Source organism: Altererythrobacter sp. GH1-8 (assembly GCF_043702085.1).
GTDB lineage: Bacteria > Pseudomonadota > Alphaproteobacteria > Sphingomonadales > Sphingomonadaceae > Erythrobacter.
Window position 1 is genome coordinate 572,908 of sequence record NZ_CP171690.1, and the last position, 13,098, is coordinate 586,005.

The following is a 13,098-nucleotide window of genomic DNA, read 5'->3' on the forward strand; positions in this document are numbered from 1 at the left end:
TGTTACTCCTTCAATCCAGGCAGAAGCTCTTCGGAAGCCGGGCCTGCTTCATTGACAAGGCCCTTGGGGTCAGGATGGATCAACACTTCCACACCGGGAAATTCACGCTCCAGCCGCTCTTCGACCTCATCCATCAGAGCGTGTACTTCGACGATGGTGAGATGCGGATCGACCGCCATGTGAAACTGGACGAAGTCGTCCACACCGCTGGTGCGCGTACGCAGGTCGTGGACCCCGCGGATTTCGGAGTGCCGCGCCAGCACTGCGAGAAATTCCTGGCGCCTTTCCTCCGGCCATTCGCGATCCATAAGGTGATCGACCGCTTCGCGCGCTGCGCGCCAAGCGCCCCACAGCAGCCAGGCGGCAATGCCAAGCCCGAACAGCGGATCGGCCTGCGCCCAGCCGAGATACTGATCGAGCACGAGCGCCGCGATCACCGCCGCGTTGAGCAGCAGATCGCTTTGATAGTGCAAATGGTCGGTCCGGATGGCGAGCGAGCCTGTCTTGCGGATAACGTGGCGCTGCCAGGCGAGCAGCAGGAGCGTTGCAACAATCGCGATCAGCGAGACCGCAATGCCCTCTTCCGCCGCTGCTGTCTTATGTCCTTCGACAAGATGTGCAATCGCCCTGAAGGCAATACCGGACGCTGACAGCGCAATCAGGATGACCTGGAACATGGCGGCGAGCGATTCCGCCTTGCCATGTCCGAAGCGGTGATCCTCATCCGCTGGCTGCGCCGCAATCCACACGCCAACCAGTGTCGCAAGGCTCGCCACGAGATCGAGCGCGGTATCGGCCAGACTGCCGAGCATCGCGGTCGAGCCGGTCTGTAGCGTTGCGTAGACCTTCAGCCCGACAAGCAGCAGCGCGGTCGAAATCGAAGCGACGGCCGCACCACGGGTCAGCTTTGCCCGCGCTTTCTGCTCTTCGGTCTGAGCGGGCCAAGCGGCTGGCTGCGTCATGGGTAGAGCAGTCCGTCCGCCCATGGCTCATTCGCTCCAGCGCGAGTAAATTCGCGCCGGTCATGCAGCCGGTTGGCGCGATCGAGCCAGAATTCGATCCGCCGGGGCGAGAGCGTAAAACCGGTCCAGTGGGGAGGGCGCGGAACTTCGCCCGCGCCCTTGCATGCCTCTTCAAGGCTCTCGATCCGGTCAATATAGGTCTGGCGCTTGTCGAGCGGGCGCGACTGGTCGCTGGCTGCAGAGCCAACCTGGCTCACGAAAGGACGCGAGTGGAAATAGGCATCCGCCATCTCTGGGCTGACTTCGCTGAGCGGGCCTTCGATCCGGATCTGGCGGCGCAGGCTCTTCCAGTGAAACAGGAGGCTTGCCTGCATGTTTGAGCGGATTTCCCGTCCCTTGCGGCTCTGCGCATTGGTGTAGAAGGTGAAGCCTTCCGCGCTATGGCCCTTCAGGAGCACCATCCGCACCGACGGCGCGCCAGCCGGTGTCGCAGTCGCAAGCGCCATTGCATTGGGATCGTTCGGTTCAGCCTCTTTTGCCTCGGCAAACCATGCCTCGAACAACGCGAACGGATCCGCGTTAGCGGGGATTTCGCTATCTGCGAGCCGGGCAATCTGTTCTGCTGTGGGTTCAGGCACGGGGGGCTTTTCCTGCTTGTTGGATACACATGTTACACAGTCCTGAGAGCAAATTCTCGAGGCCTCCATACACGTTTGAACGGCGCTTGCAGCGCATAGTTTGCAAGCTGGGTTGCGAAGAATGGAGGCCAGACATAGGCAATTTGCTAAGCTGAGGCGCGATGGTAGGAAATACTGGATGCTTGCGCCATCGCACTGTTGCACCTAGCTAACTCACCATGAGTGATCCATACGCAACCCTTGGCGTCGCGCGCACCGCTTCTGAACAGGAGATCAAGAGCGCCTATCGCAAGCTCGCCAAGGAACTGCATCCTGACCGTAACAAGGACAAGCCGGACGCGTCAGAGAAATTCTCGCAGGTCACCAATGCCTATGATCTGCTGTCCGACAAGGACAAGCGCGCGCAATTCGACCGCGGCGAAATCGATGGCGATGGCAATCCCACCAATCCGTTCGGCGGCGGTGGCTTTGGCGGCGGCTTTGGCGGAACGCGCCCAGGCGGCGGCCAAGGCAATTATCGACCGGAGGATTTCCAGGGTTTCGGCGGCGGGGACGACATGGACCTGTCCGATCTTTTCGAAGGCCTGTTCGGCGGGGGCGGACGCAAGCGCTCCGGGCCCGGCAATTTCGCAGGGGGTGGATTTGGCAGCCAACGGCGCTCTCCTCCGCCCCGCAAGGGCGCTGACATCAATTACCGGCTGTCAGTATCCTTCATTGATGCCGCTTCGCGCAGGGACCAGCGCATCACGCTCGCCGATGGCAAAACGATCGACCTGAAGCTTCCCGCAGGCGTAGAGGACGGCACGCAGATGCGGCTCAAGGGCAAGGGCCAGCAGGGCGCAGGTGGTCCGGGCGACGGGCTGGTGCTGGTGGAAGTCGGCAAGCATCCCTTCTTCCGCCGGGACGGTGACAACATCCGCATGGACCTGCCGATTACGCTGGGCGAGGCGTTGCGCGGCGCCAAGGTCAAGTGCCCGACTGTCGATGGGCCGGTCATGCTGACGATCAAGCCGGGCACGGATGGCGGCACGGTGATGCGGCTCAAAGGCAAGGGTTGGAGCACCAAGGCAGGTGGGCGCGGCGACCAGCTGGTGACGCTGGAAATCCAGCTGCCGGACGACCTCGACGCGCTGACCGAGCGCCTCGAGGGCTGGGAAGACCCGCAGGACGTGCGCGCCAAGCTAGGCGTCTAAGCGGGCCTGTGAGCAGCACTCCCCCATCTGATCCGAGCCCTGCTGAGCGCGACGCGATTGGCGACAACACGCATGTCCCCGATGATACCCGCAATCTGATCGAACACGTAATCTGCTGGTTCGGCCCAGACTCGCGCACCTTTCGCGTGCTCAAACGCTCGGCGCTCGGCACCTATAACGACGGCTTCATCCATGCAGGCAATCTCGCCTATCTTTCGATGCTGGCGATCTTCCCGTTTTTCATTCTCGGCGCGGCGCTGTTCACGCTGTTCGGCGAGCAAGGCGAGCGCGCGCAGATGATCGCCGCCGTCCTCGCAGCCATGCCGCCCACGGTCTACAAGACCATCGCGCCGGTCGCGCAGGACGTGATCGAAGCACGCTCCGGCTGGCTCTTGTGGATCGGTGCGGGCGTCGCTCTGTGGACTGTTTCGAGCCTGGTTGAGACCATCCGCGACATCATGCGCAGAGCCTATGGCGCGGAAGCCAGGCACGCGTTCTGGAAGTACCGCCTGTTCAGCTTCGCGCTGGTCCTTGTATCGGTCGTGCTGCTGCTGGTTTCGCTGGTCGCGCAGGTGCTGATCGGCACTGCGCAGCAATTGATCGCAGAGCTCATTCCGAACCTTCAGGAGTGGACCTCAACCTTGCGCATTACGCGCGGGGCTCCCGCGATCGTCCTGTTCGGCTCGCTGTGGGTCATTTTCTATTCGGTGACGCCCGAACGTTTTCGCGGCAAGGGTCATCGCGTCTGGCCCGGAGCATTGTTCACCACGCTCTGGTGGATGGTGGTGGCAACACTGATGCCGCTCGTCCTGGGGAGCGTTTTCACCTATGATCTGACCTATGGCTCGCTCGCGGGGATCATGGTCGCGCTGTTCTTTTTCTGGCTCGTCGGGCTGGGGGTGGTTATTGGCGCGGAATTGAACGCGGCGCTGGCACTGACTAAGACAGGCGTTGGCGAAGGCAGCTCGCAAGCGAGCGCGGAAGATGAGGACACGCAATGAGCGGTTTGATGGCAGGCAAGCGCGGGCTGATCATGGGGCTGGCAAACGACAAGTCGCTGGCCTGGGGCATCGCCAAGCAACTGGCTGAGCATGGGGCCGAACTGGCGTTCTCCTACCAGGGCGAAGCGCTGGCCAAGCGGGTGAAGCCGCTCGCAGAGCAATTGGGCAGCGATTTCCTGATCGAGTGCGACGTGTCGGATATGGAGGCGCTCGACGCCGCCTTTGACACGCTCAAAGACCGCTGGGACACGCTCGACTTCGTCGTCCACGCGATCGGCTTTTCCGACAAGAACGAGCTGCGCGGCAAATATGTCGATACCAGCCTCGACAATTTCCTCATGACCATGAACATCTCGGCCTATTCGCTGGTGGCTGTAACGAAACGCGCAGCGGCAATGATGCCGCCGCTCCAGGAAGACGGCTCCGGCGGTGGCTCGATCCTGACGCTGACCTATTACGGTGCAGAAAAAGTCATACCGCATTACAACGTCATGGGCGTTGCCAAGGCGGCTCTGGAGACGAGCGTCAAGTACCTCGCCAATGACCTCGGACCGCAAGGCATACGCGTCAACGCGATCAGCGCCGGTCCGATCAAGACGCTCGCGGCCAGCGGGATCGGTGACTTCCGCTACATCCTCAAATGGAACGAATTGAACACGCCGCTGCGCCGCAATGTCACAATTGACGATGTTGGCGGATCGGGGCTCTATTTCCTGTCCGATCTCTCTTCCGGCGTGACCGGCGAAGTGCACCACGTCGATGCGGGCTATCACGTGGTCGGCATGAAGCAGGAAGATGCACCCGACATCGCGCTTGGCTAGCGATCTGCTCGTAAAGCCCTGAAGCAGCAAAAAGGCGCAGGGAGCAGCCCCCCGCCTTTCCCCCGCGCCTTTCGCCTTGTTTTGCCCCGTTTCTTGCGCGCCCCCTCGTGCGAAGGGGCGGCGGTCAGTCTTGGAGGCGGTCGACCAGGATCAGCGTATTGGTGATCAGCGGAACCACTTCCAGGAACTTGGCGATGGCGCGTTTCTGCGGATTGTCGCCGACTGCGATAATATCGCCTGAATAGATTTCCGGATCATCATAATTGCCCCGGCGAATGCCAGCGAGGTTATAAACGCCGATATACCGCCGTCCGTTTACTTCGCGAAAGATCAGCACGTCTTCATCGTCGGCGAACTCCGCGCTGCCGCCCGCATTGATCACCGCCCGCATGAGCGAGCGCGAAGTGGAAATGGGATAGGTGCCCGGGTTTTTTACCTGCCCTCCAACGGCGACGGATGGCGGATCAAACTGGGTCGGACGGACCTGAACCTGCGGATCGCGAATGAACTTCTCCCCCAGCTTGACTTCCATCGCCCGCGCAAGGTCCCCCGGCGTCTGCCCAGACGCTGCCATCTCGCCGATCAGCGGCAAACGGATGTTGCCATTTTCGTCAATCACATAAGTGCCGGACAGTTCGGGCGTCTGATAAACCGTCAACTCCACTTCCGAGAGCGGCGTCAGCAGAAAAGGGTTGGTCCCGGTCGGACGGGGCAAGCTCTCCAGATTGGCAACCTCGATGTTTGGCGAACCGCCCAGCGACTTGTCGCCGGCGCATGCTGCAAGCGTAAGTGCCAGCAAGAGCCCCAAGACTGATTTGACATGTGACATATTCACGATCTTACATTCCCCTTCGATAGGGCAGTCAGACCCAGCCAGATGGGCCGCATCTTCCCGCACCCGCCGTTCGTTCCAGGCCAGCTCAACCGCTTGAGATCGCAAGTTTGTTTTACAGATGAGTGCGACAAGCATCACCGATGAAAACCCACCTGCCTCAGGGTTTTTACTTATTTGCACAGGGATGCACGCTCACGCAACCATTGCATCGCATCCCATGCACAAACCCGGCTGGACGGTGCAGTGCGCGAGCCGTAAAGCTGGTCCGCAATGCGTACCGTTCTCGTCACAGGCTCAGCCGGCTTCATCGGCTATCATCTCTCGCAAACCCTGCTGGAAGATGGCTTCCGCGTCGTCGGCTATGACGGCATGACGGACTATTACGATGTTGCGCTGAAGCAGCGGCGCCACCAGATGCTGCTCCAGAATGCGAATTTCTCAGCCGAGGAAGCGATGCTGGAGGATTTCGAGCGGCTTCATGCGTTGGTTCACAAGATGCGCCCCGATGTCATCGTCCATCTCGCCGCTCAGGCGGGCGTTCGCTACAGCCTAGAGAACCCGCGCGCTTACATCGAGGCGAATCTGGTCGGGACCTTCAACGTGATGGAGTGCGCGCGCGAGCTCGAAGTCGATCACTTGCTGATGGCATCGACCAGCTCGGTCTATGGTGCGAACACCGAGATGCCGTTCGACGAGCATCAGAAAGTCGACACGCCGCTCACGCTTTATGCGGCCAGCAAGAAGGCCAATGAAGCAATGGGCCACAGCTATGCCCATTTGTGGAACCTGCCGACCACCATGTTCCGCTTCTTCACGGTCTATGGACCATGGGGCCGCCCGGACATGGCGCTGTTCAAGTTCACGCGCGGGATTCTCGAAGGCACGCCGATCGACATCTATAACCATGGCGAGATGCACCGCGACTTCACCTATGTCAGCGATCTGGTGCGCGGGATCCGGCTGCTGATCGACACCCCTCCCCGGCGCCCTGAACGTGCGGAAGATATTCCTGCATGGGACAGCCTCTCTCCCGCCGCGCCCTATCGCGTGGTCAATATCGGCAATGGCGAGACCGTGCGCTTGATGGATTTTGTCGAGGCGATCGAGGCGGAATGCGGGCGCAAAGCGGTGAAGAACTTCATGCCGATGCAAAAGGGCGATGTCCCCGCGACCTGGGCGGATGCGAGTTTGCTGAAAGAGCTGACTGGCTATGCGCCGCAGACTGCTGTGCGCGAAGGGATCAAGCGCTTCGTTGCCTGGTACCGGGACTATTACCAGGTCTGAAAGACTATTCTGGCGGCCCTTCGGCCGCTTCCTCGACAGCTGATTCAGGCGCTTCGGGACCGATCGGCGGCGGGGTCGGATCGACCGTTTCGCCGGGCAGGGTGCCCTGCCGCTCGCGCTCCAGCCGCTCCATATACTCACGCTCGATCTGCTCGACTCGCTCTTGCTCTGCGGCGGCATCGACATCGATGGTGGAAAGACGCTCAGCCCGCGCTTGCTCGATCAGTTGCGCGAAGCGGACATTGGAAGCCTCGCTGCGGTCCTTATAGGCCGCATCGATCATCTTCTGGGTGCAGCCGGTGAAACCACCTGCACCGACCGGGCTGCAGGACATCGTGCCGAAGTCGCCGATATAGCGGATGCTTTCGACGCGCCGCGACCATGACCGGTTCTGCGGGCTGTCACTGGTGCGCAGAGCCGCCGGAACGCGGTAGCGCTCGGCCTCGACCAGGATCTCGCAGATCACGATCTCATTCTCTGCCGCCGCTTCAGGGCATTCGCTCTCATCATAGGCGATTACCATGTTGACGCGGTCGCCCGCTTCGTCCTGCGCGGCGGCGGGGGTTGCCATCACAAGCGCGGGGCTGACGAGGAGGGAGGCTGGAAGCATGCGTTTCATCGGTCGGTTCCGTCTTTAGAATCTATCTCTTGGTGTAAGCGCTTCAGGCGCTGAATACCACCTGAAGACGTTTTGCCGAGGGCCGTCTTCGGGTCATTGACCACGATCAATCGCGCAAGGAGACCGCGCCCACGAATGGCCTCAGACCCGCTCCGCCAGCTTAATCGCAGCGCGGCATCCCAGCCGGATGGCACCTGCCAACAGCGGATAGGCAGGCGCTCTTTCCGCACCCGCGGCGAGCGCGGCATCGCGATGCTCGCGCTCATCCTCGCGGAAATCCGCGATCATCGCAGCAAGCTCAGGATCGGCATTGGTTTCCTCCAGCCGGTCGAGCTGGTCGGAGTAATGCTTGTCGATCTCCTCCTCGACAGCGGCGGTGCAAGCCATCGCAGCTTCGGGACCGATCAGCGCCGTCGCAGCGCCGAGTGCATAGCCCGCCGCTGACCATAACGGGGCGAGGACAGTCGGGCGCACGCCGCGCTCCGCCATCAGCGCATCGAATTTGGCGCGATGACCTTCCTCTTGCGCAGCCATCCCGGCAATTTCAGCTGCATGCGGTCCGCGATCACCCATGACGGCGAGCTGGCCTTCGTAAATCCGGGTCGCGCCGAACTCGCCTGCCTGATCGACGCGGATCATGCGGTGAAGTTCTTCCTTGGTCATGCGGGGGGTTGCACTCATGTATCTCTCACATTCTCGATCTTCACTGGTTTCATCAACGCTTCAGCGCGAACCACAGGACCAGCAGGCCTGCGCCGCAGGAGATGAGGAAATTGTAGCCTGCCAGACTAACGCCGAACAGGTCCCATGGTGCCGAATCGCAACGCACCAGCGGAGCGTTGAGGATCGCTTCCATCGGGTCTGCGCCGGGCTCGATCACGGTCGCGCATTGGGTAATGCCTTCCCACCAGCCATATTCGACCCCGGCGTGGAAGCCGCCGATGAAGCCCGAGGCGATGATCGCGAGACCCGCCAGCGAGACCCATAGCCGCTTGGGCGCGACAAACAGCGAAAACATGGCAAGCGCGATCGCGACAAAGTGCGGATAGCGTTGCCACCAGCACATCTCGCAAGGGTAAAGGTCGAACACATATTGCGAAACGTACGCGCCGCCGAGCAGGGCTGCAGGGACCCCGACTGCCAGAGCCTGCGCGATCCAAAGGGCGCGCTCGCTATGTCTCGTTTCAGCCATCGGCTGAACCTATAGGCACGTTATTTGCGCAAGGCTACAGCGCTTGGCGTCGTCCGGCGCAATGTCTCCAGTGCATAGTGCAGCTGGAAGTCTTCCACCCCTTCTGCCTTGAGCTCGTCAGCCGTTTTCCGGAAGCGCGGATCGGCGAGCTTGTCGCTTTCCAACTCCTCATCCTTCAGTCCCACTTCATTGATGAGGTGGCCCTTGAGGTCGCTTTCGCGCAAGACGTACTTGCTGCGCTTGGCGTAATCGGGATCGGACAGCTGCGGGATCATGATATCGGGCTTGATCCCGCCTTCCTGAACCGAATGGCCTGATGGCGTAAAGTAACGCGCGGTGGTCAGCTTCAGCGCAGTCGTACGGGTCAGCGGCAAGAGCGATTGCACACTGCCCTTGCCGAAGCTGCGCTCGCCCATCACCAGCGCGCGGCGGTGATCCTGCAAGGCGCCTGCAACGATCTCGGATGCGGAGGCCGAACCTGCATCGATCAGCACGATGATCGGTACGCCTTCGGCCATGTCGCCACGGAACACGGTTTCAGCATCGTAAAGCAGCGTTTCGCCGCGCGCGCGGCCACGCTGAGAGACGATCCGGCCCTTTTTCAGGAACAAGTCCGACAGGGCAACCGCTTCATCGAGCGAGCCGCCGGGATTGGAGCGCAGGTCGAGCACCAGGCCGTTCATCCGGCCAGCCGCTTCCTTCTGCAGGCTCATCCACGAAGAATAGACGTCGCTGCCCACATCGCGCGAGAATTCATTGACGGTAATCACGCCAATATTGCCCGCAGCGAGTTCATGGGTGACGGGCTCAAGTTCGATCACACCGCGTGTCACATCGACTTCGAAAGGCTCTTCGCGGCCCGGACGGAACACCGTCAGGCGGATCGAGGTACCTTCCGGCCCGCGCATTTGCGCGACCGCCTCATCGAGATCGCGGCCATAGATAAGCTCGCCATCGAGGTGGGTTATATAGTCGCCGGCCTTCAGCCCTGCCTTGTCCGCGGGGCTGCCCCGGAACGGCGAGATGATCTTGACCGCGCCGTCTTCCGAAATGACCGACAGGCCCAGCCCTGAATAATTGCCGTCAATCAGCGTCTCGAGGCGCCGCATTTCTGCGCCATCGATGTAGGAGGAATGCGGATCAAGCGAGGCCAGCATTCCGTCGATCGCACCGCGGATCAGCTTTTCGTCATCGACCGGTTCGACATAACTTGCCTGGATGCGCTGGTAGACCGCGAACAGCTTGCCGAATTCCGGAACAGAGGGGTCAGTGGCCTGCGCGCTTGAGTCTGTCACCAGGGGGGAAACCGCAATCGCAGACACAGCACCGACAGCGACCAGCGCCGACGAGCGAAGCAAAGCGGAAAGGTTCATGGTGCACACACTCCTCAAAAGATGGGGCGATTCTATAACGCGAAACGCCTTAATGCCAGATGAGAGACAGGAAGATAGGCGTTGTCGACCGTCCAGACTCAATGGTTCATCGCAAAAATACGGCGCTTAACCTCTGAAAACACAGGGTTTAGCGCAGATATTGCAGCGGATTGACCGCTTTTCCCTTGCGGCGCAATTCGAGCGTGATCCGCGGCTTTTGAGTGCCCGCAACCCCCAGCGGACTGCCGCCGATCACCTGGTCGCCCGCCTGTACCTCTGCGGCTGCAAGGCCTGTTACAAGGCTCGTCCAGCCATCCGAATGCGCAATGATCACGATCTGGCCATAGCCGCGGTAGGGTCCAGCAAAAGCAATCCGCCCGCGTGCCGGTGCGACCACTTGCGCTCCGCCGCGTGGTGCCAGCGTCAGGCCAGCGCTGCGCAAGCCATCCGCACTGCGTTCGCCAAAGCCTGTGATCGTGCGTCCCTGGACCGGCAACTGCATTTGCGGGGGGCCGCCCGACGGCGCGCCGCCCAGGCCAATGCCTGGCCGCGTGTCCACCCGCGCATCTTCGGGCCGTGCCGGGCGCAGGATCGGACCGGGAAGTTGAGCGAGCTCTTCGCGCAGGCTTGTCGCCGCATCCAGTTGACCGACCAGCGTATCGAGATCGCGCGCCTGTTCGGCCAGCCTCAGCGCACGCTCGTTCTCGCGCGCCGCCGCCCCGCGCACTTGCCGCGCTGCGATGCGTTGCTGCGCTGCAAGCGCGTTAAGCTGCGCGCGCCGCTCCTCGAGCGCACCTTCGCCTTCGCGCAATTCGAGCAATGCCATTTCGGTTTGCGCCTGCAGCGCCTCGGCCTCGGCGATGTCGTCGCGCAAGCCTTCGGTGCGATTGCGGATTTCCGGCATGGTGGTCGACAGCACCGCACGGACATAGACCGTGTCCTTGAGCGAGCCGGGCCGCAGCGCAGAGAGCGCAAGCGGGCGGCGCGCCATATTCTGCAAGGCGGCGGCAAGCCGGGTCAAAGGCTGGCTTTTTTCAGCGAGGCGCGCATCGAGATCTGCGCGCTGGCTCGCAATCAGTGCAAGCCGCGCTTCGGATGCCGCGATCTGCGCTTCGGATTGCTGGATCTGAGCCGCAAGGGCTGCAGCCTGAGCCCGCGTCTGCTCCTCCGCTTCACTCGCTTCGCGGGCCTCAGCATTGAGCGCTTCCGCGCGCTCTGCCGCCGCCGCTGCCGCATCCTGCGCCTCCTTCAAGGACATGCGCGCATCAGCGGCTTCGCTTCCCCGCGCGCCAGGCGCAAAGTCGGCCTGTGCGCCCGTCAGGGCAGGCAAGGCCACAAGCGCAAGTCCGCCTGCTGCAACGATACCGATCGGGAAAGCCCATCTGCGCATGGCTCTATCCTGCCCGATGATAGGGATGGCCTGCAAGGATTGTCGTCGCGCGGTAGAGCTGTTCGGCGAGCATCGCACGCGCCATCAGATGCGGCCATGTGGCTTTGCCGAAAGCGAGCAGCAAATCGGCCTCAGCGCGCTCTTGCCTGGAATGCCCATCGGCCGCGCCGAGGACGAAGCGCGCCTCCCGCATGCCATCATCGCGCCAGCGCCCGATAATCTCTGCCAATTCTTCCGAAGAGAGGTTCTTACCGCGTTCATCGAGCAGCACGGTCTTGTGCGGCGTTTGCGGCTCGGGAATACGCCCGCCGGTTTCCGGCAGCTCCGTCAGTTTAAGCGGCCACGTAATACGTTTTTCATAGCGCGCGACCAGCTCGGCCTCAGGCGAGCGAGCAATCTTTCCGCGAGCGATGATGTGGAGGAGAATGGTGTGACCCCTGCGTTATCTTTTTGCGCAAGCGCATCCGCGCTCGCTATTTCCTCGGCCCTTACGGGCCTGCGGGCGGCCGGTCGGCTTATCGCCGACCGTGCTCCGCGACCAAGCCACACACGGGGGTTTGGTGGAGGGCGCGGGTGGCTAGGCAAAGCTCGGGACGGAGGTCCTGAGCGAACCCAACAAAACCCTTAATTACTGACAGCCGCATCAGGCGTATCGCCCAGTGCCCACATCCGTTCAAGATTGTAGAAGCTGCGCACTTCGGGACGAAACAGATGCACCACTACATCGCCCGCGTCGATTAGTACCCAGTCCGCTGCCGGCAGACCTTCCACGCGCACCGGGCCGAAGCCTGCCTGCTTTATCTTTTCGGCGAGCTTCTGAGCGATTGCAGCGACCTGGCGGGTCGAGCGGCCCGATGCGATCACCATGTGATCTGCGATCGAGCTTTTACCGGCGAGCGGGATCGAGACGATTTCCTGCGCCTGTTCATCGTCCAATTGCGCCATGACGAGCTCATGCAGCGCGTCAGGCGAGAGATCAGACGATTTACCGGCCATGGAGACCACCTTTGCGTGTTCGGCTGAAGCCGAGATGTTTTGCGCCTGATTCATAGGCGGTTGCGACACTCCCGATTGAGGATTGAGGCTGCCAAGCAGCGCGCCGTCGGATTTGAGATAAAGACAAAACGCTCAGTCCGTGTCTCATAGACCCCCCTCGCCCGATATCAGGCGATGCGTGAGCCCGTCTCTTGCCGATATCCCGGCATGTCTTGCGGCCCAATTCGGATCACCGCGGCGGATCGCCGTGGCTGAACGCGGATCGGGATCAAAACGCAAAAACACCAGTGCCGGTGCGCTCCTGTTGCCCCGTTCTAGAAAACTGGCGAGCGGCATGCGATAGCGCCTGAGCCAGGCCATGGCGGGGCTCGCCAAGGCTTGAGCATCATAGCCGGGCCGCGCAATGACTGCAATCGGCATCATATGCGCGATGCGCCGCCAGTCTTTCCACAGGTGGAATTGCGCAAGATTGTCTGATCCCATCAGCCAGACAAAGTCCCGTTTGGGGTAGCGCCGCCCTAGCGCAGCAATCGTTTCGACGGTGAAGCGCGTGCCAAGGTCACGCTCGATCGCAGTCGGTGTGATCGGCGCGCGGCGCGCCATGGCCTGCGCGCTTTTCAGCCTGGCAGCAAGCGGTGCCATGCCTTTCTTCGGCTTCAACGGATTGCCCGGCGAGACCAGCCACCACGCCTCATCCAACGCCAGCGCGTCAATCGCAAAGCGGGTGATCCTGCGATGTCCGCCATGGGCCGGGTTGAAACTGCCGCCGAGAAGTCCGGTGAGTTTGCCCATCA

At 61.7% G+C, this 13,098-nt stretch carries 15 protein-coding genes; 4 read left to right on the forward strand and 11 right to left on the reverse strand.

The annotated features are described in order from the left end of the window. Window positions 1–2: 2 nt before the first annotated feature. Together ACG9DO_RS02805 and pdxH are read right to left on the reverse strand one after the other, a co-directional pair. Window positions 3–962: a cation diffusion facilitator family transporter gene (locus ACG9DO_RS02805; RefSeq protein ID WP_394731173.1), complete on the reverse strand. Its 960-nt coding sequence runs from the start codon at window positions 960–962 to the stop codon at window positions 3–5. Beyond that, window positions 959–1,552 carry a pyridoxamine 5'-phosphate oxidase gene (gene pdxH / locus ACG9DO_RS02810; RefSeq protein WP_394731174.1) on the reverse strand — a complete coding sequence of 198 codons (594 nt, stop codon included), beginning with the start codon at window positions 1,550–1,552 and terminating at the stop codon, window positions 959–961. Before pdxH ends, ACG9DO_RS02805 begins: the two co-directional genes overlap by 4 nt. 266 nt (window positions 1,553–1,818) lie before the next feature. Here pdxH and ACG9DO_RS02815 point away from each other — a divergent pair, with 266 nt between their 5' ends. Genes ACG9DO_RS02815 through fabI form a run of 3 tightly spaced genes read left to right on the forward strand, consistent with a single transcriptional unit; the run spans window position 1,819 to window position 4,615 of the window. Then, window positions 1,819–2,793 carry a DnaJ C-terminal domain-containing protein gene (locus ACG9DO_RS02815; protein ID WP_394730212.1) on the forward strand — a complete coding sequence of 325 codons (975 nt, stop codon included), beginning with the start codon at window positions 1,819–1,821 and terminating at the stop codon, window positions 2,791–2,793. Between the two features lie 8 nt (window positions 2,794–2,801). After that, window positions 2,802–3,794: a YihY/virulence factor BrkB family protein gene (locus ACG9DO_RS02820; protein ID WP_394730213.1), complete on the forward strand. Its 993-nt coding sequence runs from the start codon at window positions 2,802–2,804 to the stop codon at window positions 3,792–3,794. Then, entirely contained in the window at window positions 3,791–4,615 is an 825-nt protein-coding gene (gene fabI, locus ACG9DO_RS02825) for an enoyl-ACP reductase FabI (RefSeq protein WP_394730214.1), read from the forward strand. Before ACG9DO_RS02820 ends, fabI begins: the two co-directional genes overlap by 4 nt. Window positions 4,616–4,739: 124 nt before the next feature. On the opposite strand, the gene ACG9DO_RS02830 is transcribed toward fabI, so the two are convergent. Then, window positions 4,740–5,444 carry a polysaccharide biosynthesis/export family protein gene (locus ACG9DO_RS02830; protein ID WP_394730215.1) on the reverse strand — a complete coding sequence of 235 codons (705 nt, stop codon included), beginning with the start codon at window positions 5,442–5,444 and terminating at the stop codon, window positions 4,740–4,742. Between the two features lie 276 nt (window positions 5,445–5,720). Here ACG9DO_RS02830 and ACG9DO_RS02835 point away from each other — a divergent pair, with 276 nt between their 5' ends. After that, window positions 5,721–6,734, forward strand: coding sequence for an SDR family NAD(P)-dependent oxidoreductase (locus ACG9DO_RS02835; protein ID WP_394730216.1), 1,014 nt, complete (start codon window positions 5,721–5,723; stop codon window positions 6,732–6,734). Window positions 6,735–6,738: 4 nt separating this feature from the next. Here the strand turns inward: ACG9DO_RS02835 and ACG9DO_RS02840 are convergent, their stop codons facing one another. From ACG9DO_RS02840 to ACG9DO_RS02875, 8 genes are all read right to left on the reverse strand, one after another. After that, window positions 6,739–7,353, reverse strand: a complete 615-nt coding sequence (locus tag ACG9DO_RS02840; RefSeq protein WP_394730217.1) for a hypothetical protein — start codon at window positions 7,351–7,353, stop codon at window positions 6,739–6,741. A gap of 141 nt (window positions 7,354–7,494) precedes the next feature. Further along, on the reverse strand, window positions 7,495–8,016 hold the full coding sequence (locus tag ACG9DO_RS02845) for a demethoxyubiquinone hydroxylase family protein (protein ID WP_394731175.1): 522 nt from the start codon (window positions 8,014–8,016) through the stop codon (window positions 7,495–7,497). A 52-nt stretch (window positions 8,017–8,068) separates the two neighbouring features. Further along, complete coding sequence (locus ACG9DO_RS02850) at window positions 8,069–8,545, reverse strand: disulfide bond formation protein B (protein WP_394730218.1); 477 nt, start codon at window positions 8,543–8,545, stop codon at window positions 8,069–8,071. A gap of 20 nt (window positions 8,546–8,565) precedes the next feature. Then, entirely contained in the window at window positions 8,566–9,918 is a 1,353-nt protein-coding gene (locus tag ACG9DO_RS02855; RefSeq protein WP_394730219.1) for a S41 family peptidase, read from the reverse strand. Window positions 9,919–10,066: 148 nt separating this feature from the next. Further along, the gene (locus tag ACG9DO_RS02860) at window positions 10,067–11,308 is read right to left on the reverse strand and encodes a murein hydrolase activator EnvC family protein (protein ID WP_394730220.1); all 1,242 of its coding nucleotides are present in this window, start codon (window positions 11,306–11,308) and stop codon (window positions 10,067–10,069) included. Window positions 11,309–11,312: 4 nt separating this feature from the next. Further along, on the reverse strand, window positions 11,313–11,735 hold the full coding sequence (locus ACG9DO_RS02865; protein ID WP_394731177.1) for a 23S rRNA (pseudouridine(1915)-N(3))-methyltransferase RlmH: 423 nt from the start codon (window positions 11,733–11,735) through the stop codon (window positions 11,313–11,315). A 197-nt stretch (window positions 11,736–11,932) separates the two neighbouring features. Beyond that, window positions 11,933–12,304, reverse strand: a complete 372-nt coding sequence (gene rsfS, locus ACG9DO_RS02870) for a ribosome silencing factor (RefSeq protein ID WP_394730221.1) — start codon at window positions 12,302–12,304, stop codon at window positions 11,933–11,935. Between the two features lie 144 nt (window positions 12,305–12,448). After that, entirely contained in the window at window positions 12,449–13,096 is a 648-nt protein-coding gene (locus ACG9DO_RS02875) for a nicotinate-nucleotide adenylyltransferase (RefSeq protein WP_394730222.1), read from the reverse strand. Window positions 13,097–13,098 lie beyond the last annotated feature (2 nt).